Here is a 19,946-nt window from a genome sequence, read left to right as displayed (position 1 = left end):
CGTAGCCCTCGCTCTGCGCCTGCCGGTGCGATCCGGCGGGAACAGGCGAGGGCTACGGACCCAGCGAACGCGCATGGGCAAGCCTTTACTTACACGAAGCCTACAAAAGCTTCGTGAGCCTGCCCGATATCCGCACACGAGTTCCACTCGAGGCAGTTCAATTTACTGGATCTTTATCTTCCAGAGGGAACCAACTGCGCGATCAGCGCGAATCGGACTCCTCGACGGCACCTTTGATCACGTCGGCCACCGAACTCCCCAGCTCTGCGCCGGACTTCGCGACCGTCAGGTTCTCGGCCCTCCGGTCACCACCCGGGGAGGCATCACCGATCACCACGAAACGGACGTCGGGGTGCTGCTTCGCCGCGGACTCGACGACCCCGACCTGGGGCGCACCCACGGCCAACACGACGGCGCAACGCCGCTGGATCAGGCTGTTGAGGTACGGCTGGGCGTTCTCCACCGTCTGCGGCCCCATGACCGGCACGTAGTTGACGCGGGCTCGCGTCTCCAGGGATGCCTTCTGCATCTCCGCCCACACGGGCGCCGCGGGCGTGCCCGCCGCGACGCCCTTCTCCCCCGTCAGCAGGCAAGCGTCGACGTCCTTGTACTGCCGCGCCCTGGGGTCGGGCGGCCCCGACTCCCCACCGGGGACGAACCGCCAGACCCCGAGCAACCCGAGGACGATGACCGCGACACTACCCACCGCCCAGCCCCGGCGGCCGCGCAGCGAGCCCGCCGTGACGGCCAACCAACGGCCGACGCGCTCCCCCTGCCCGGAAGGCTGCGGATTCACCGGACTTCGCCAGGTACGTCTGGTCTTCACGCTGCTTCACCGGCCCGGAACCCGGTGAACAGGCAGTGGAGGGAGGCTCCGACGGTCGCGACGCCCAGCAGCACCAGATCCAGGGCGAACTGCGCGCCGTGCGTCTCCACCGGCGTGAGCGCGGCCTGGAACAGCCAGCCGACGGTGGCTGCCGTGAAGACGATCGCTGCGACCCAGTCGGCGCGCTCACCACGGCGGGCGGCGATGACGTACGAAGGGACCGCGCCGAGCATCCCGAGGCTCAGCACGGGAACAGCCGCCAGCAGCGCCCTGGACACCAGGCCGGGCACCTCACCTCTCATCGGCGGGGCCGCAAGCACGGCGGAGACTTCGGACTTCACGTTCGACTACCTCTCGGGGAACCCGTGTCCGACGCGGACACGTATGTGCGACGTGGGGGACGCCGTACGGTACATCCCGATCCGTCGCCCGTCAGCCCCGGGGCGGCACACCCCGGCACAGATCACACCCCGCGTGGTGGCGCCGCACGGCAGCAGGCAGGGAGCCGGGGGAGGCCGGTCGCCGACAGCCGTGGAACGGCAGCCGACGCGCCCTCGTCGGGTGACCCTTCCTACTCGTCAGCCGCCGCACTGGCGCAACATCATCTGCTTGTCCGGTGCAGTGACCGGCAAGTCGTACTTGACGGCGACCTGGGCGAAGCGGACCGCGTACGCGCACCTGATCCGTTTGTCGGGCGGCAGCCAGGACGCGGGGCCGGAGTCGCCCTTGGCCGCGTTGGCCCGCCCCTCGACCGGGATCAGGTTGAGCACGTCGTTCGCGAACTGCCTGCGCTTGGTCCCCGGCCACCGCGAGGAGCCCATCTGCCAGCTGTAGGACAACGGCACCACGTGGTCTATCTGCACCTCGGCGGCCTTCTGCTTGCGCCACTCGATGGTCGTCCCGGTGTACGGGTCGTGCAACGTCATGGCGATGACCACGCAGTCGGAGCCCTCTCGGAAGCGAAGGTCCTGACCGTCACGACGGATAAGATCGTTCCGAGTGTCGCAGCCGTTCCTCGCGAGGGGCACCCCGTCTGCCGTGTCCATCCACGCGTAGCCGAACCGGTCCCGCGTGTAGCCCGTCTTCGGCCCGCGCCCCTTCGTCGCCACCTGCCCGATCAGCGTCCTGGCCCTCGCGGTGTCCGCCGTCGAGGTGATCGCCGCCAGCCCGGGCTTCGTTCCGTCCGGGTTGTCCAACGGGCTGACGCCGGGCCCGGATGCCGGAGCCGAATCGGCCTGCGCCCCGTCCACCGGCGCCTCCACGCCCTTGCAGCCGCTGAGCAGCACCACCGCGCCGAGCAGCGCAGCTATGCCCGCAGGGGGCCGGCGAAGGGCGCGCCCCGGACGGGGGCGCCCCCGGACGTGGACGGCCGGGCCCGCTTCCCGTGCGCCACAGGCGACCGCGGCGACCGCCCGGGGCGCCCCGGAGCCGTCCACGCCCGCCAAGGCCGGGCCTGCCGTGTCGCACCGCCAACCCGGTTGCGGCGCGTCCCCGTCAGGAACGAGACAGCCGTCGCCCGCCGGGCCTGCGGGCGCCCGGCCGCAACCGCCCGTGTCCGGCACGGGTCCCGGGTGCGGCGACGGGGCGACGGGGAGCGCGTTCCACTGTGGTCCAGGAGGTCGGTTCACGAGCCGTCATCCTAGGGCGAGCACGCGCACCCGGACCCTCCCGGTGCCCGAAGCCGTCCGCTCGGCAGGATTCCCCATCTGATCCGCCTGCCGCGACGACCCGGCGGGCACGCGGCGCAGCCGAGCACCGGGACGGCCGGCGGCGGCACCGGCCGCGCCGGAGGTCCGTCCGGCACGGAGGAGCGGCCGCACCCGCGGGGCGGTCACTCGTTCCGCGGTAGGCCGGGCACCTTCCGCGGTGCGGTGCCGAGCAGCCGCTACGAGCCGAGGATCGAGGTCAGGAACTCGCCCGTCCACACGAGCAGTTCGCGCCCCACCACCGGCTTCCCGCCGATCTTGCCCGTCGTCGGGCGGGGCACCAGCACCTGCTGGACCGCCGGCTTGATGACCGATCGCGGGTACAGCCGCTTCAGCCGCAGCTCCTGGGACTCGCGCAACTCCACGGGCGCGAAGCGGACGTTCGCCCCCTGGAGCACGATCTCCCCGACCCCGCAGGCCCGGGCCAGCATCCGCAGCCCGGCCACCAGCAGCAGGTTCTCCACCGGCTCGGGCAACTTGCCGTAGCGGTCGGTGAGTTCCTCCCGCACCGCCTTGATGTCCTCCTCGGTGTTGGCGGAGGCGATGGAACGGTACGCCTGCAGCCGCAGGCGCTCACCCGGCGCGTAGTCGTGCGGGACGTGCGCGTCGACCGGCAGCTCGATCTTGACCTCGAGCGGGGGCTCCTCCTCCACGCCTCCCTCCAGGGAGGCCCGGTAATCGGCGACCGCCTCGCCCACCATGCGCACGTACAGGTCGAAGCCCACGCCGGCGATGTGTCCGGACTGCTCGCCGCCGAGGAGGTTGCCCGCCCCACGGATCTCCAGGTCCTTCATCGCGACGTACATGCCCGCGCCCATCTCGGTGTGCTGGGCGATGGTCGCGAGCCGCTCGTGCGCGGTCTCGGTGAGCGGCTTCTCCGGCGGGTAGAGGAAGTAGGCGTAGCCCCGCTCGCGACCGCGGCCCACCCGGCCGCGCAGCTGGTGCAGCTGCGAGAGGCCGAAGTTGTCACCACGTTCCACGATCAGGGTGTTGGCGTTGGAGATGTCGATGCCGGACTCGACGATCGTCGTCGACACGAGCACGTCGTACTTCTTCTCCCAGAAGTCCACGACGACCTGCTCCAGGGTGCTCTCGCCCATCTGCCCGTGCGCGGTGGCGATCCGGGCCTCCGGCACAATCTCCCGGAGTCGTGCCGCGGCCCGGTCGATCGACTCGACGCGGTTGTGGATGTAGAAGACCTGTCCCTCGCGCAGCAGCTCACGGCGGATGGCCGCGCCGATCTGCTTCTCCTCGTAAGGACCGACGAACGTCAACACCGGGTGGCGCTCTTCCGGAGGCGTGGTGATCGTCGACATCTCGCGGATGCCGGTGACCGCCATCTCCAGGGTTCGGGGAATCGGCGTCGCGGACATCGTCAGCACGTCAACGTTGGCGCGGAGCTTCTTCAGCTGTTCCTTGTGCTCGACGCCGAAGCGCTGCTCCTCGTCGACGATGACCAGACCCAGGTCCTTGAACGTGGTCTCGGACGAGAAGAGACGGTGCGTGCCGATGACGATGTCGACCGAGCCCTCCCGGAGTCCTTCCAACGTGGCCTTCGCCTCGGCGTCGGACTGGAAACGTGACAACGCCCTGGTGACGACCGGGAATTGGGAGTAGCGCTCGGAGAACGTTCCGAAGTGCTGCTGCACCAGGAGCGTCGTGGGCACCAGGACCGCGACCTGCTTGCCGTCCTGGACGGCCTTGAAGGCGGCCCGCACGGCGATCTCGGTCTTGCCGTAACCGACGTCGCCGCAGATCAGCCGGTCCATGGGAACCGACTTCTCCATGTCCTCCTTCACCTCGGCGATGGTGGACAGCTGGTCGGGCGTCTCGGCGTACGGGAAGGCGTCCTCCAGCTCGCGCTGCCAGGGCGAGTCCGTGCCGAAGGCATGGCCGGGCGCAGCCATCCGCGCGCTGTACAGCTTGATGAGGTCGGCAGCGATCTCCTTGACCGCCTTCTTCGCGCGTGCCTTGGTCTTCGTCCAGTCCGCGCCACCGAGTCGGTGCAGGGTCGGTGCCTCGCCGCCGACGTACTTGGTGACCTGCTCCAGCTGATCGGTCGGGATGTAGAGGCGGTCGCCGGGCTGACCGCGCTTGGCCGGTGCGTATTCCACGAGCAGGTACTCGCGCGTCGCACCCTGCACGGTGCGCTGCACCATCTCCAGGTAGCGACCGACGCCGTGCTGCTCGTGGACGATGTAGTCGCCGGCCTCCAGGGTGAGTGGGTCGATCTGCTTGCGGCGGCGGGTCGGCATCCGGGCGCCGTCCTTGCCCGCGGCCTTCTGGCCGGACAGGTCCGTCTCGGTCAGTACGGCGATCCGGAGACCGGGGTCGACGAAACCGTGGTCGATCGAGCCGCAGGCCACGTGCACCACCGCCGGGGAGAGGTCCCCGAGGTCGGCGTCGAGGCGGGCGGCGATGCCCTCGCCACCGAGGACCTCGGCGGTACGGGCCGCCGGACCGTGCCCCTCGGTCACGAACACCGTGCGCCAGCCCTCGGCGAGCCAGCCCTTGGTGTCGGCGAGCGCCCGCGCGGTGTCACCGCGGTACCGCTCCGGCGCGTGCATCCCGAGCTTCAGGGTGTCGCCCGTCGCGTCGTCGGCGAGCTCCGCCAGCTCCTCGTCCGCGGCGAACGGCGACACCGACCACCACATCATCCCGAGCTCGCGCGCCCGGTCCCGGACGTCCGCGATGCCCCACAGGGAGGCCGCGCCGACGTCGATCGGGGCCTGGCCGCCGCCCGCCGACGCCGCCCAGGACGCCTGGAGGAACTCCTGCGACGTCGTCACCAGGTCGGCGGCCCGCGTCCGCACCCGCTCCGGATCGCACACCACGGCCATCGCCCCCGCCGGGAGGACGTCGAGCAGCAGCTCCATGTCGTCGACGAGGACCGGGGCGAGCGACTCCATGCCCTCGACGGCGATGCCTTCGGCGATCTTGCCGAGCAGCTCGCCGAGCTCGGGGTGGGCCTCGGCGAGCGCGGCCGCCCGCTCCCGCACCTCGTCCGTCAGCAGCAGCTCCCGGCACGGCGGCGCCCACAGCCCGTGCTCCGCGACCTCCAGGGATCGCTGGTCGGCGACCTTGAAGTAGCGGATCTCCTCGACGTCGTCGCCCCAGAACTCGATCCGCAGCGGGTGCTCCTCGGTCGGCGGGAACACGTCGAGGATGCCGCCGCGCACCGCGAACTCTCCGCGCTTCTCGACCAGCTCCACGCGGGAGTAAGCGGCAGCGGCGAGACCGTCCACCACCGCTTCGAGGTCGGCGGTCCGACCGGTGCGCAGGGCTACCGGCTCCACGTCCCCGAGGCCCTTGACCTGCGGCTGCAGCACGGACCGCACGGGGGCGACGACGACGCTCACGGGGCCCGCGGCCGGATCGTCCTGTGCGGGGTGCGCGAGGCGGCGCAGCACCGCGAGTCGTCGGCCCACGGTGTCGGAGCGGGGCGAGAGACGCTCGTGCGGCAGGGTCTCCCAGGACGGGTACTCGACCACGGTGTCCGGGTCGAGGAGCGAGCGGAGCGCGGCGGCGAGGTCTTCGGTCTCCCGGCCGGTGGCGGTCACGGCCAGCACGGGCCGGCCCGTCTCCCGGGCCAGCGCCGCCACGGCGAAGGCCCGCGCGGCGGGCGGCCCGACCAGGTCGATGTGGGGCCGGTGGCCATCGGTGGCGGCCGAGACCGCTTCGACGAGGGCGGGGTCCTTGACGACGGCGTCGAGCAGACCTTTCAGGCTCATGAAGGGTTCCGTCCGGGGTCCGAGAGGGGGGTGGGCAACGCGAACCGCCCGACACGTCGTGTGTCCCCCTCGTCGAAGACTGGGGGCGTGTCGGGGGTCTCCAGGGTAAACCGCCGGGATTTCCGGTGCGCGGGTAAACCGGGGACCGCCTCCGGTGCGTATACGCCGCGAGATCTCGCCCCCGACCAGCCCCACGGAGCCGCACGTGACCACAGAGGAGTTCGAGGAGTTCTACGAGGCCTGTGTGAAACGGCTGGTCGGGCAGGTGTACCTGATGATCGGGGACCTCCACGAGGCGCAGGACGTCGTCCAGGAGGCGTTCGTGCGCGCCTGGGGGCGGCGGTCCCAGCTGCGGCGCGACGGCGGGCCCGAGGCGTGGATCAGGACGGTCGCCTGGCGGCTGGCAGTCAGTCGGTGGCGCCGGCGCGGCCGGACCGCGGACGCCTGGCGGCGGCACCACGAGGGCCGGGCGCCGACCGTGCCGGAGCCGGATCCGGGCACGGTGGCGCTGGTGGCGGCTTTGCGGAAGCTGTCCGAGCGGCAGCGGCGCGCGGCGGTCCTGTACTACGTGTGCGACCTGTCCGTGGAGCAGGTGGCGGCCGAGACCGGAGCGGCCTCCGGAACCGTGAAGTCCCATCTGTCCCGTGCGAGGGCCGCCCTCGCACCCCATCTCGACGACTCGATCGAAGCGATCATGCCGGAGGAGCACGGTGTCTGATGTTCACGAGCGGGGCGACGGGGCGCCCGGGCAGGACGACGAGGCGCTGGCCGGGGCTCTCAAGCGGGCCGCCGAAGCCGGCGGGGCCCTGGCCGCGCCCGCTGCTGCGGCCCGGGTGTCGGTCCTGGGAGCGCGCCGCCGGACCCGCAGGCTGGCGGTGACGGCGGCAGCCGCGGTGTGCGTGCTGGCGGGTGGCGCGACGATCGCTGCCGTCGGGCTGACGTCGGCCGGTCCGGCCGTGCCCGCTGCACCTCCGGTGTCCGTGGACTCGGGCGGCGGGCGCTCCGCGTCGCCCTCGCCGGGAGACTCCGCCACGCCTTCCGTGCCGCCGTCGGCTTCCCCGACCGGACCTCCGCCGTCCTCCGCGCCCGGACTTCCGCCGGATTCCACGTGGTCGCCGACCCCGCCCGCGACTCCGACCGCGACCGACTCCGGTGCTCGGGACAGTACGCGGCTGCCGTCGACGTCTCCCGCGCCCGGACCCGACGGGTCGGTGCGACCGAGCGCGCTGCCTGCGTACACCCCGACGGGCCTGACCCCGGGGGCCGGCTGACCTCGCCGTCGGGGCCCTCCTTGTACGCCGGCCCCGGGCCGCACGCGCGAGCGGCCCCGGGGCGCGGGAGGAACACCCCGGGGCCGGTTCCCTCACCGCAGGCGTCCGGCCCCGGTACGGAGGCGGACGTCTGCGGAACCTAGTTGCGGAGTTCGCCGAACGTCCGCACGGCCTGGTAGTACTTCTTCGCCACCTTCCGGCAGGCAGCACGCTGCGTCTCGGTGTACGGCCCCCACTGGGTGTTGCACTGGCGGGTCATGTCGGAAAGGAATGTCTTGTCGACCCGCAGCTTGTTCGCCGCGCTGAAAGCCCGCAACTTCTTGTAGTTGCGGTAGCCGAAATCATGCCGGGCGCACGCAGACCAGAAATAGAATCCCAGCGGTTTGTCCGACACGTGCGAGCAACCGTCGGTGTCCCAGGTGAAGCGATAGTAGTTGGAGCCCTTCCTATTGAGCTCCTGGTATCGGAACCATTCATTCCGAGAGGTGGTGTCGGAGCCGGTCAGGGCCCGGAGCTTATTGAGCCTGACCTGGTGGCCGACCATGGCCGTGACCTCACCCTTCGGCGTTGCAGACGAGCCGGTACCGGCCGTGGTCTCCACCGGTGCCGCCGTCGCGGGAACCGCCGCGGTGCCGGTGAGGACACCCGTCAGCAATAACCCGCCGAAGGCGGCCTTGAGCTTGTTCATGCGTGTACCTTTCCCCGTTTCCAAATCTGTCCGGCGACCTGGTCAACCCGCCGGCACCGTGACGAAATTAGCGCAGGAGGACCCCCCGGGGGAGGGCGCGTCGAAAGTCGGAGAAGGCAGCCTCAAAGGAACCTCAAGTTCCATCTGGCACAGGAATTCAACACACTCTGCGATCAGTGGACATGTCTTGATATGACCCCGCGCCAAGTCACCACAAAACCCCTCACGGGATCATTCGGTGATATGTGTCACAGGAACCTTTCCGTCCTCTTTCTCGGCGGGTGGCAGGACGACCGACGGCTCCGGCGCACGCGTGCACCGGAGCCGCACCCACCAGAGGTCACTCCGCGGCGATGGCGTTCAACACGTTCATCCGGCCCGCCCGGAAGGCCGGGACCAGCGCTGCGAACAAACCCACGAACGCCGACCCCACGAAAACCGTCAGGATGGTGGACCACGGGATGTCCAGGACGCCCAGCCCCTCCAGCGCCAGCAGCTTCTGGGCCGCCGTGCCCCAACCCATGCCCAGGGCGAGGCCGAGCAGTGCACCGAACAGGGCGATGACGACCGACTCCAGACGGACCATGCGGCGCAGCTGGCGTCGGGACAGCCCGATTGCGCGCAGCAGACCGATCTCCCGGGTCCGCTCCACCACGGACAGGGCCAGCGTGTTCACCACACCGAGCACCGCCACGATGATCGCGAGCGCGAGCAGGCCGTAGACGATGTTCAACAGCTGGCCGACCTGGTCCTCGAGGTCCTGTTTGAAGTCGGTCTGGTCCAGGACCTGGTACTGCGGGTACGAGGCGAGGGCCTTCTTGAGCGCCGCGTACGCCTGCTTCTCCTTCCCGTCCTGCGCGGAGGCGAACATCATGAAGTTCTGCGGCAGTTTGCCCGCCGGCAGGTGGCGCGCGGCGGTCGGGATGCCGATGTACATCGCGCCCTTGTCGACGCTCGCGTCGTCGGACGTGATCGCCGCGACACGCAGTTCCGCCGTCGTACCGCCCTCGAAGGCGACCGTCATCGTGTCGCCGACCGTGATCCGGTGCCGCTCCGCGTAGCCGTTCCCGACGGACATGGCGTCCTTGCCGTACGCGGCGGCCAGTTCCCCGGCGACGACCTCACGCCGCAGGTCCTGGGCGTACGTCGGATCGGCGGCGGACAGCACCTGCCCCTCGTCCGTGGCGCCGTCGGGCGCCGTCAGGGCGGCCTTCACCAGCTTGTACCGGGTCGTGTGCGCCACTCCGGGCGCCTCCTCGACCTGCGCCTGCGCCTGCGGAGTGATCGGCTGCCGATTGTTCGACCGGATCACGAAGTCGGCGCCGACCGACCTGTCCAGTTCCCGGGTCGCCGAGGCCACCATCGACGAACCGACGACCGACAGGCCCGCCACCAGAGCGAGCCCGATCATCAGCGCGGCCCCGGTGGCGCCGGTGCGCCGAGGGTTGCGCAGCGCGTTGCGCTCCGCCATCCGACCCACCGGGCCGAAGACCCGCAGGACGAGCAGGCTGATGACCCGGACCACACCGGCCGCGAGCAGCGGGCCGACCACGATGAAGCCGAGCAGGCTGAGCAGGACGCCGACGCCGAGCCACACCGATCCGTCACCGGCCTCCCCGGCCCGCGTCGCGGTCCACAGCGCGACCGCGCCGGCGCCCGTGAGCAGCACGCCGAGGGCGCCACGGACGCGCCCGGTCCCGGCCTCGGCGGGTGTGCCCGTCTCGCGCAGCGCGGCCATCGGCGAGACCTTCCCGGCCCGCCGGGCCGGGACGTACGCGGCGAGCACGGTGACGACGACCCCAAGCACCATGCCGGCCGCGGGGGTGGTCCACTTCAGGGTGAGGTCGTCGGTGGACAGGTGCATCCCCATCGCGGCCATGAGCTCCATCAGGCCGACGGCAAGACCGACGCCGGCGCCCACGCCGGCCGCTGAGCCGACGACTCCGAGCAGGAGGGCCTCGACGAGCACCGAGCGGTTGACCTGCCCGCGGCTCGATCCGACGGCCCGCATCAGGCCGATCTCCCGGGTGCGCTGGGCGACCAGCATGGAGAAGGTGTTGACGATGAGGAAGACGCCGACGAGGACGGCGATCCCGGCGAAGCCGAGCATCGCGTACTTCATGACGTCGAGGAACCCGCCGACGTTCTCGCGGCCCGCGTCAGCCGCTTCGTCCTGGGTCTGGAACCGGTACGCGGCGGCGTCGACCGCCGCGCTCACGTTCCCCTTCAGCTGCTCGTCACTGACCCCAGGCTCAGCCGCGACCACGACATGGGTGAACACTCCGGTCGTGCCCAGGAGTTGGCGCTGGGCGGTGGCGGTGTCGAAGTAGACGACGGCCGCGCCGGGATTGGTGACCTTGAACGACACGATGCCGGTGATCCTGGCGGTGAAGTCCCCGGTCACGGCGATGGTGCGCAGGGCGTCCCCGATCTTCAGCCCGTGCTTCTCCGCGGTGTCGGCGTCGACCATCAGCTCCGTGGGGCCGCGGGGGACGCGACCGGAGGTGATCTCCATCGAACGACGCTCGTCCTGCGTCCAGTTGCCCGCGATCGTGGGAGCGCCCGTGGTCGATCCCATGTTCTCGTTGGCCGCGTTGACGACGGTCACGCTCGTGGAGACGACCTTCCCCTCCGCGGAACGTACGCCGTCGGCCTTCTCCACCTGCGGCAGGAGGGAGGCCGGCAGGGTCTCGGGCTTGCCCGTGCCCGGGATCTCGTCGTCCGCGGCGGCGTTCCCGGGGCTGACCGTGACGTCCGCGGCGGTGGCCGCGAAGAGCTTGTCGAACGTGGCGTTCATCGTGTCGGAGAAGACGAGCGTCCCGCACACGAAGGCCACGGACAGCACGACGGCTACGGCGGACAGCGCCATGCGGCCCTTGTGGGCCAGGACGTTGCGCAGCGAGGTCTTGAGGAAGGTCACGACGTCCGCCCCCGGGCGTCGAAGTCCTTCATGCGGTCCAGGACCTGCTCGGCCGTCGGGTCGACCATCTCGTCGACGATGCGGCCGTCGGCGAGGTACAGGACGCGGTCGGCGTAGGCGGCGGCGACCGGGTCGTGCGTGACCATGACGATGGTCTGGCCGAGTTCGTCCACGGACGCGCGCAGGAAGCCGAGGACCTCGGCACCGGCCCGCGAGTCGAGGTTCCCGGTCGGCTCGTCACCGAAGATGATCTCGGGCCGCGAGGCCAGGGCCCGGGCCACGGCGACGCGCTGTTGCTGCCCGCCGGAGAGCTGTGCGGGCCGGTGCTTCAACCGCCCCGCGAGACCCACGGTCTCCACCACCCGGTTCAGCCAGGCGGTGTCGGGATTCCGGCCCGCGATGTCCATCGGCAGCGTGATGTTCTCGAGGGCGCTGAGCGTCGGCAGCAGGTTGAACGCCTGGAAGACGAAGCCGATCCGGTCCCGGCGCAGCTGCGTGAGCTTCTTGTCCTTCAGGCCGGTGATCTCGGTGTCGTCGACGTGGATGGTGCCCGAGGTCACGGTGTCGAGCCCGGCCAGACAGTGCATCAGCGTGGACTTCCCGGAGCCCGAGGGGCCCATGATCGCGGTGAACTGCCCCCGCATGATGTCCACGTCGACGTGGTCGAGCGCGACGACCTGCGTTTCGCCCGATCCGTACGCCTTCAGGACCTGCCGGGCTCGCGCGGCAACGGCCGTACGCCCCCCGGTGTCCCCCGGCCGGTGTGTGGTCAGGGCCGTCGTCACGGTACGTCTCCTCGTTCGGCGGTGATGACGCCCGGCGGTGCGTCGCACGCGCGCCGGGCCGGTTCGAGTCTGGTGGCACGACGGCCGGCGCGCGCTGGTGCGCGGCGCAGTCCCGACCGGGGGTTCTCCCCACCCTCCCCCGGTCGTTCGGTGCTCCTGGACCCGGTGGGAACAAGCTAGGGAGGAGGCGCGGGTTCCCTCGTCCTCCAGGGGGACGAGCGGCCCCCGGCGATCGCTCCGGAGTCGCCCTTAGGGGGCGCCGTCCCCCTACCCGCAGGGCACGCCCTCTCCCGCGCCGGGAAGTCCACGTGGCAGGCTGGTCGCCGGAGAAATACGTGCATAGGGAAAGGGTCTTGATGGGCGGGGGCCGTACGCGCGGGGACGGGGACGGTTCGGGACCGGGCACGGGAGCCGCCGGTGACGGCGCGGGAACAGGCGCGGACGGCGCGGGAGCAGGTGCGGACGGCGCGGGAACAGGCGCGGACGGCGCGGGAGCGGCCATCGGGCCCCGGCCCACGGCGGCCGCCGTGGCGCGGCGCCGCGGACCGGTGGTCGCGGCCCTCATGCTCGGCATGGCGCTCGCCGCACTCGACGGCACGGTCGTCTCGACGGCCGTGCCGCAGATCGTCGGCGACCTCGGCGGCTTCTCGGTGTTCTCCTGGCTCTTCTCCGGCTACCTGCTCGCCGTGACCGTCACGCTGCCCGTCTACGGGAAGCTCAGCGACACCTTCGGCCGCAAGCCCGTCCTGATCGCGGGCATCTCCCTCTTCCTGCTCGGCTCCCTGCTGTGCGCGACCGCCTGGAGCATGGGATCGCTCATCGCCTTCCGCGTGGTGCAGGGCCTCGGCGGCGGGGCCCTGCAGGGCACGGTCCAGACCATCGCGGCCGATCTGTACCCGCTGGAGGAACGCCCGAAGATCCAGGCCAAGCTCTCCACCGTGTGGGCCGTGTCGGCCGTCGCCGGCCCCGCGGTGGGCGGTCTGCTCGCCAGTCACGCCGACTGGCGTTGGATCTTCCTCGTCAACCTCCCGGTCGGCACGCTCGCCCTGCTGCTGGTCGCCCGCCACCTGCGGGAGCCGGTACGGGAAGGGGGCTCCCGGCCCCGGATCGACTGGCCCGGCGCACTCGCCGTCTTCACCACCGGCACCCTGCTGCTGACCGCCCTGGTGCAGGGCGGGGTGGCCTGGCCCTGGCTGTCCACCCCGTCCCTCGGACTGTTCGCGGGCAGCGCGGTGGCGGCAGCCGCGACCGTGCTGGTCGAACGCCGGGCGGCCGAACCGGTCATCCCCGGCTGGGTGTGGCGGCGCCGCACCATCGCGGCGGTGAACCTGGCGCTCGGCGCCCTCGGCCTGCTGATGGTCGCCCCCACCGTGTTCCTCCCCACGTACGCCCAGTCGGTCCTCGGACTCGGCCCGGTCGCCGCCGGGTTCGTCCTGTCCGTGATGATGCTGAGCTGGCCGGTCAGCGCCGCGCTCTCCAACCGCGTGTACAGCCGCATCGGCTTCCGCCGCACCGCCATGATCGGGGCGACCGCCGCCATGCTGGTGCTGCTGGCGTTCCCCCTCCTGCTGCCCTATCCGGGCGAGCCCTGGCAGCCGGCCCTGCTCATGCTGCTGCTGGGCGCGTCGCTCGGCTTCTTCCAACTGCCGCTGATCGTCGGTGTCCAGTCGACCGTGCCCTGGGCCGAGCGCGGCACGACGACCGCGTCCGTGCTGTTCTGCCGCCAGGTCGGCCAGAGCGTCGGGGCGGCACTGTTCGGGGCGCTCGCCAATGCGGTCCTCGCCGCCCGGCTCGGCGGCTCCGGCGACCTGGACTCGGTCTCCCGCGTCCTGGCCGACGGCGCGCCGCAGGACCATCTGCGCCGGGCCGTCGCAGCGGCGGTGGACTGGGTCCACGCCGGGGCGGCGGGCGCCGCGGGACTGGCCCTGCTCGTCCTGGTGTTCGTGGCGCCGCGACGGTTCCCGGTCATCGCGGAGCAAAAGCACGACCTCTGACCAGGCGCGCGACCCCGTCGATCGCTGGTGCACCGGTGTGACCCGACCGTTGCGGAACTGACATACCGTTTAGTCGGTCGAGCCCCTTACGCGACCCCACTACCGCCAAGTAACGTTCGCGCTCCACCGCGACACCGCCCCCCCGTGCCGGCGGGCGCGGTGGCCCCCCGTGGGACCGCTAGGAGCCGCACCATGCCGAATCCGTACGAGCAGCACCTCCCCGACCCAGCGGGCAGCGGGCAGCCGTGGCACACGCCCGACCAGCCCGGGCTCCGCTCACAGCACGCCGACGACCTGTCGAGACTCCGCTCGGGATACCGCAGGCTGCGCCGCGTAGCGACCCTCACCGCACTCGGCTACTTCACGCTCTTCCTCATCTTCTCCGCCTACGCGCCCGACCTCATGGCCGGCGAGATCGGCGGCCTCACCACCGGGCTGCTGCTGGGACTCCTCCAACTGCCGGTGACCCTCGCAGCCATCGCCCTGTACGAGCGGATCGCACGCCGCCGCGTCGACCCTCTCGCGGCGACGATCCGCGAACACGCCGAGCAGGAAGCGGAGGCACACCGCGTCGCGCGGGCCGCCCACACCGCCCGCGGTTCCCGGCCGCACCGGCAGGGCGCGGCCGGCTGGCAGCGCCCCGGTGGATCCGCAGGAGGTGCCTGGTGAACGGGTTCGGCTCCGACTTCCAAACGATGTCGCTGGTCGCCTTCATCGCCGTCACCACCGTGACGCTGCTGCTGTGCGTGATGACCGGTCCCGACCGTGACGACCTGGGCGAGTTCTACACCGGCTACCGCTCGCTCTCCCCCATGCAGAGCGGCCTCGCCATCTCCGGCGACTACATCTCCGCGGCCACCGTGCTCGGCACCATCGGCGTCGTGTCCCTCGTCGGGTACGACGGGGTCGTGCTCGCCCTGAGCACGGTGCTCTCCCTCGTCCTGATGATGTTCCTGCTGGCCGAACCGGTGCGCAACGCCGGCCGCTTCACCATGGGTGACGTCCTCACCCGCCGCACGCCGGGCCCCGCCGTCCGGATCACCGCCTGCGCGGTCACCCTCGCCGCACTGCTGCCGCTGGTGATCTTCCAGCTCTCCGGCGCCGGCGACCTGCTGGCCGTCGTCCTCGGCTTCCACTCGGACGGCTTCAAGACCGGCTCCGTCGTGCTCCTCGGCGGCCTGATGATCGTGTACGCGGCGATCGGCGGGATGAAGGGCACCGCCTTCATCCAGATCGTCAAGACCGTCGTCCTGCTCGGGGCGGCCGCCGCCGTCTCCGTACTCGTCCTCGACCGCTACGACTTCAACCTCCCCGCCCTGCTCGACGCCGCCAAACACGGCAGTCGGACCGGAGAGGCATACGTCGCCTCCGGCCTGCAGTTCGGCGGAAGCGGCGTCGACATGATCAGCTCCCAACTGACCGTCGTCCTCGGCGCCGGCGTCCTGCCCCACATCACCATGCGCATGTTCAGCTCCCGCAGTGCGGCCGGGGTGCGGCGCTCGATGTCCTGGGCGGTCTCCGTCGTCGTGGTCATGTGCGTGCTGATCTCCGTCATCGGCTTCGGCGCCGCCGCCCTCGTCGGGCACGACCGGCTCGTCGCAGCCGACCCCCAGGGCGAGACCGCCTTCCTGATGGTCAGCCAGGCCGTCCTGGGAACCGACGCATCCACGCTCGAAACCCTGCTGTTCACCACCGTGACCACGGCCATCTTCCTCACCCTGCTGGCGTCCGTCGCCGGAATCACGCTCGCCTGCGCCAACACCCTGGCCCACGACCTGATCGCCCACGGGCTGCGCCGGTCCGCCCTGCGGGACTCCACCGAAATGGGAATCGCCCGGGCCGCCGCATTCGGCGTCGGACTCACGGCGATCGCCATCGCCGCCTTCGGCCGGCACTGGAACGGCCAGCTCATGGTCACCCTGTCCTTCAGCATCGGCGCGTCCGCGGTCGCCCCGGCACTCGTCTACAGCCTCTTCTGGCGCCGCTACAGCCGCACGGGACTGCTCGCCACCCTCATCGCGGGCACCGCCGCCGTGCTCGTCCTGATGACCGGCAGCGACCTCGTCTCCGGCACACCACAGGCCGTCTTCCCCGACGAGGACTTCAGCTGGTACCCGTTCACCACCACCGGCCTGGTGTCCGTCCCGGTGGGCTTCCTCGCAGGCTGGCTGGGCACCGTCCTGTCCGTCCGCGACACCACGGCGCAGGCGCGGTACGAAGCAGTGGAACCGACGATCCTGGCGGGCGCCGCCCCCGCCCGCAACGCATAGCCGTGACGGCCGGGTACGCGGGCCCGGCCGTGAACCCCACAGCGGTGCCTGACGCCCCCCACGCCGGCCCGCTTCCGCGCGGTACCGCCCGTCAGCCCCGCGCCGGCGGGCGGTACGTCAGCTTCGCGAGACTGCTCCGAATATGCGCCATGTGCGCATGGATCTCCTCCGCCTGCTGCACGTGCCCGCGCAGCACGCGGTCGGTCTCCTCAGCGATCCGCGCCGCACCGCCCTCGGCCTCCGCGACGAGCCGGGCCGCCAGCACCTCCGCGTCCTCCTGACCGCGACGCGCCGCCTCCTCCGCCGCCGCATAGGCCCACCGCGCCTCCGCGAGCCGTGCCTCCACATAGGCGGTCGACTCCCCGAGGTGCTCCGTCAACACCGCTTCCTGCACCACCCGTTCACGCTCGGCCTCGCCCTCCCTGGCCGCGTGCTCCCGCTCCTGCTCGTGCAGCATCTCCGCCGCACGGCGAGCCGTTTCCACCAGCACGTCGCCAGCCTCCCTGCGCGCCGCTTCCGCGTCCGCGCACGCCGCCCCCAGAAGCTGCTCCGCCGTGCGCTGAGCACCCGCCAGGGCCCGCCTGGCGTACACGTCCGCCTCCGCGCAAACCTCCTCCGCCTGCTCCCGCGCACCGTCCCGGACGCACGCGGCCGCGGACCGCGCCGAAGCGTGCAGCGGCTGGACCTCCTCGCGCGCCACGCCGAGGAGCGTCGAAGCCTCCTCCCCCGCGAGCGCCAGGATCCTCTGCGCTCCGCGGCCGAGCGAGGCGTAGTCCTGCGGAACGACGGCGGACACGAGCTGACGCAACCGCTCCAGCTCCGACTCCATCTCCCTGGCCAGCACGGTCAGCCGCGCCGCCCGCTCCCACGCGTCATCGCGGTCCCGGGAGAGCAAGGCGACGTACCGGTCCACCTGATCCGGACGGTAACCGCGGCCACGCACACAGGTGAAGGAACGAGCAGGTTCCGCAGGCATCCCTGAACCCCCCTCGGAGCGGTATACGCGGCACATCCTGCTCTACCGGGGTGAAATGACCATAGGCGACACTCCGCCCCGTACGAGCGGGCCGGGTGCCCGGCCCCTGACGCGGGGGACCGGGCACCCGGCCCGTTCGGTGGATCGACCACGCGCCGCGAGACCCTTGCGGCACGGCGGGCACTGACGCGGATCAGGAGGCCGTGCGTTCAGAGGTTCAGCGATCTCGCCGTTCAGCGGTTCAGCGGTTCAGCGGTTCAGCGGTTCAGAGCAGACCGTCCCACAACTGCTCCAACAGCACCGACCACCAACTCTCCGCCGACGACAGCGCCGCCGGATCGAGCGCCGCGAGCTGCGCCTGGAAATCGACGGTCCAGCGGCCCGCCTGCTCCGGGTTCAACCCGAACCGAAGCCGCCACATCCGACCCAGCAGGGCGAGACTGCGAGTGAACTCCGGCAGCCCGCTGTTCACGAACTGCGGCCCCACCGGCTGCCCACCCGGACCGCCCTCGACCGGCACCGCCACGATGTGTGCCGTGCCGTACTGCACACAGATCGCGCGACCGAAGTCGGTGCCCACCACCAGGTAGGAACCGGCGTCCGAAGCCGGCTGCACCTGGCGCTGCGCCGCCAGTTCGGCCAGCGTCGGCACCACCGGCTGCGCCGGCTGCGCCCAGAAGAACGGTCCGAAGTCCGCCGGCAGACCAGCCCACACCAGAGTGCGCGCCACGACGTCCGGCACGCCCTGGCGCGACACCGCCCGCTGGTCGAAACGGCAGATGCCCTGCGGCCCGAACGCCGCCACGAGCTCCTGGGCCAGCGCCTCCGGCGGAACCGGGGGAACCGGCTGCACCTGCGGCAGCGGTGCGCGCACCGGCGCCGGGCGCGCCGGGCCGTCCGCGACCTGGTGCAACTCGCCCTGGTGCGTGAGAAGTTGCTGCATGCCTCCACGACGGCCCGCATGGTCCTTGCCGTACGGGGCAATGCTGGTGATCCGCGCCTGCGGCCACGTCTCCCGGATCATCCGGGCGCAGTAACCACCGGGCAGTTCGCAGGACTCCAGCTCGGTGTGGAGCTCCAGCACCTGGTCGGGCGGGATGTTCATGCCGCGCAGCTCGTGGAAGATCTGCCACTCGGGGTGCGGCGTGCCGGGCGCCGAGCGGCGGATCAATTGCTGCTCGGAGCCATCGGGCGCACGGTAGCGCAGCACCGCCTGGTAGCCGGGGCCGACCATGGGCACACCGGCGGGCGGCTGCTGCGGATAGCCGTACGCAGGCGGCGGACCCGCCTGCGGCGCGGCCGCCACGGGGCCCGGAGCGGCCGGCGGCTGCGGCCCGTTCGGCACGCCGGGCGGACCCGGAGGCCGCGGCCCACCCGACGCCGGAACCTGCCCCGGACCGGCCAACACCGTCGCCGCATGATGCACACCACCCGGAGGAGTACCAGGCGACTGCGGCCCGTTCGGCACACCAGGCGGACCCGGAGGCCGCGGCCCACCCGACGCCGGAACCTGCCCCGGACCGGCCAACACCGTCGCCGCATGATGCACACCACCCGGAGGAGTACCAGGCGACTGCGGCCCGTTCGGCACACCAGGCGGACCCGGAGGCCGCGGCGCGGCCGAGCCCGGCTGCTGCGGCCCGTCAGGACCGAGCTGCGAGACCAACTGCGTGGGGACGTACCCGCCCGCCGGCGCCCCCGGAGCCGCCGCACCGGAAGGCCCAGCCGCGCCGGGCCGGACGCCCGGGACGCCGGGCGCGCCCGGCGGGGGCGGAGGCGCGACCCCGCCACCCCGCGCCGCACGCGGCGGCGGAGTGGCCTTGCTGGTCGCGGCATCGGCGATGTCCCCGGCCGACGGACGCTCGGGCGCCGGAGCCTCGGGGCCCTCCTGCCCCACCCGGGGAGCAACGCTGGTGCGCGGCAGCTGGCTACCGCCCGACATCAACGCGGTCGGCGCGTCCGCACCCACCGACGGCGGCGGGGTGTCATCGTCGTCCGCTCCCGACAACGGCGGGGCGAACACCGTCGCCGGCAACGGCACGGAACCGTCCCCCGGCCCGGCGTTCGTGTCCGTACCGGCCCACGGAGTGGCGTCGCCCGCACCGGCCGGGTCCCCCGGAGCAGCTGGCCGTTGACCCGTACCGCCGCTCCCCGCAGCAGGCCAGTCCGCACCCACGCCCGATGACCCGGGCACCTGCGGAGCGCCCCCAGGGACAGCCGGCGCAGCCGGAACTGCCCCGCCACCCGCGTGTGCTCCGGCAGGAGCCCCATCCGCAGAAGCCGACCCCCCGTCACCACCCACGTACGAGTCCCGCCCACCGGACGACCCGGACGGCCCGTCCTGCGGTTCACCGGCCCCGGCGGGCTGCGCCCGCACGGCGCCCGTAGCGGAACGCCGGTCAGGAACGCCCGACTTGTCCGCCGCGTCCTGCAACCACTCCGGCGGACTCAGCAGGAACGACGTCTGATTCAGATCGACACGCTCCGACTGCGGCGCAACAGGGGCCGCCCCCACCTCAGGAGCCCCGTACTCCTCCTCGTAGCGACGGATCACCTCACCGACCGGCAGCCCCGGCCACAACGTGGCCTCCCCGCTGTCCCGGGCGATCACCAGCCGCTGACGGCCGCCGTCGGACGTCGGGCCGTCCGCACGGTCCTCCGCCCACACCACGAAACCGAGCTCGAACTCCCGCACCCGCACCTCACGGTGCTGGTACGCGGGCACGTCCCCGTTGACCCACTCCTCCGCGCGCTCCTGCGCCTGCGCGAACGTCACCAT

At 71.9% G+C, this 19,946-nt stretch carries 14 protein-coding genes; 5 read left to right on the top strand and 9 right to left on the bottom strand.

Annotated features, from left to right (window positions below; all coding sequences use genetic code 11):
* Window positions 1-202: 202 nt before the first annotated feature.
* The 4 genes from ACFXOM_RS29125 to mfd form a co-directional block, all read right to left on the bottom strand.
* Window positions 203-826 carry a BMP family ABC transporter substrate-binding protein gene (locus tag ACFXOM_RS29125; protein ID WP_385040243.1) on the bottom strand — a complete coding sequence of 208 codons (624 nt, stop codon included), beginning with the start codon at window positions 824-826 and terminating at the stop codon, window positions 203-205.
* Window positions 823-1,167 (bottom strand): hypothetical protein, encoded by a 345-nt coding sequence (locus ACFXOM_RS29120; RefSeq protein WP_384940160.1) that lies wholly within the window; start codon window positions 1,165-1,167, stop codon window positions 823-825. Before ACFXOM_RS29120 ends, ACFXOM_RS29125 begins: the two co-directional genes overlap by 4 nt.
* A gap of 237 nt (window positions 1,168-1,404) precedes the next feature.
* Complete coding sequence (locus tag ACFXOM_RS29115) at window positions 1,405-2,127, bottom strand: HNH endonuclease family protein (RefSeq protein ID WP_384945626.1); 723 nt, start codon at window positions 2,125-2,127, stop codon at window positions 1,405-1,407.
* Window positions 2,128-2,711: 584 nt separating this feature from the next.
* The gene (mfd, locus tag ACFXOM_RS29110; protein WP_384945548.1) at window positions 2,712-6,263 is read right to left on the bottom strand and encodes a transcription-repair coupling factor; all 3,552 of its coding nucleotides are present in this window, start codon (window positions 6,261-6,263) and stop codon (window positions 2,712-2,714) included.
* A gap of 205 nt (window positions 6,264-6,468) precedes the next feature.
* On the opposite strand from mfd, the gene ACFXOM_RS29105 reads away from it, so the two are divergent.
* The gene (locus ACFXOM_RS29105; RefSeq protein ID WP_384945546.1) at window positions 6,469-6,981 is read left to right on the top strand and encodes a SigE family RNA polymerase sigma factor; all 513 of its coding nucleotides are present in this window, start codon (window positions 6,469-6,471) and stop codon (window positions 6,979-6,981) included.
* On the top strand, window positions 6,974-7,534 hold the full coding sequence (locus ACFXOM_RS29100; protein ID WP_384940175.1) for a hypothetical protein: 561 nt from the start codon (window positions 6,974-6,976) through the stop codon (window positions 7,532-7,534). The genes ACFXOM_RS29105 and ACFXOM_RS29100 overlap by 8 nt, the downstream gene beginning before the upstream one ends.
* Before the next feature lie 139 nt (window positions 7,535-7,673).
* On the opposite strand, the gene ACFXOM_RS29095 is transcribed toward ACFXOM_RS29100, so the two are convergent.
* From ACFXOM_RS29095 to ACFXOM_RS29085, 3 genes are all read right to left on the bottom strand, one after another.
* Window positions 7,674-8,222, bottom strand: coding sequence for a phospholipase (locus tag ACFXOM_RS29095; protein WP_384945543.1), 549 nt, complete (start codon window positions 8,220-8,222; stop codon window positions 7,674-7,676).
* A gap of 340 nt (window positions 8,223-8,562) precedes the next feature.
* Window positions 8,563-11,142 (bottom strand): ABC transporter permease, encoded by a 2,580-nt coding sequence (locus ACFXOM_RS29090; RefSeq protein ID WP_384945541.1) that lies wholly within the window; start codon window positions 11,140-11,142, stop codon window positions 8,563-8,565.
* A complete protein-coding gene (locus ACFXOM_RS29085; protein WP_384945538.1) occupies window positions 11,139-11,927 on the bottom strand; it encodes an ABC transporter ATP-binding protein in 789 nt (262 codons plus the stop codon). The genes ACFXOM_RS29090 and ACFXOM_RS29085 overlap by 4 nt, the downstream gene beginning before the upstream one ends.
* 356 nt (window positions 11,928-12,283) lie before the next feature.
* Between ACFXOM_RS29085 and ACFXOM_RS29080 the strand changes: the two genes are divergently transcribed.
* The 3 genes from ACFXOM_RS29080 to ACFXOM_RS29070 all read left to right on the top strand — a co-directional run bounded on the left by ACFXOM_RS29080 (window position 12,284) and on the right by ACFXOM_RS29070 (window position 16,191).
* Entirely contained in the window at window positions 12,284-13,921 is a 1,638-nt protein-coding gene (locus ACFXOM_RS29080) for an MFS transporter (RefSeq protein WP_385040240.1), read from the top strand.
* Between the two features lie 192 nt (window positions 13,922-14,113).
* On the top strand, window positions 14,114-14,590 hold the full coding sequence (locus ACFXOM_RS29075) for a DUF485 domain-containing protein (protein ID WP_384945533.1): 477 nt from the start codon (window positions 14,114-14,116) through the stop codon (window positions 14,588-14,590).
* A gap of 26 nt (window positions 14,591-14,616) precedes the next feature.
* Entirely contained in the window at window positions 14,617-16,191 is a 1,575-nt protein-coding gene (locus ACFXOM_RS29070) for a cation acetate symporter (protein ID WP_384939084.1), read from the top strand.
* A 91-nt stretch (window positions 16,192-16,282) separates the two neighbouring features.
* Here the strand turns inward: ACFXOM_RS29070 and ACFXOM_RS29065 are convergent, their stop codons facing one another.
* Together ACFXOM_RS29065 and ACFXOM_RS29060 are read right to left on the bottom strand one after the other, a co-directional pair.
* On the bottom strand, window positions 16,283-17,104 hold the full coding sequence (locus tag ACFXOM_RS29065; protein ID WP_384939056.1) for a hypothetical protein: 822 nt from the start codon (window positions 17,102-17,104) through the stop codon (window positions 16,283-16,285).
* A gap of 328 nt (window positions 17,105-17,432) precedes the next feature.
* Entirely contained in the window at window positions 17,433-19,946 is a 2,514-nt protein-coding gene (locus ACFXOM_RS29060; RefSeq protein WP_385040238.1) for an SUKH-4 family immunity protein, read from the bottom strand.

Origin of the sequence: Streptomyces sp. NPDC059169 (genome assembly GCF_042755225.1) — a bacterium.
GTDB lineage: Bacteria > Actinomycetota > Actinomycetes > Streptomycetales > Streptomycetaceae > Streptomyces.
Note: the sequence above shows the minus strand (reverse complement) of the source record. Positions and strands in the feature narration are given on the sequence as shown.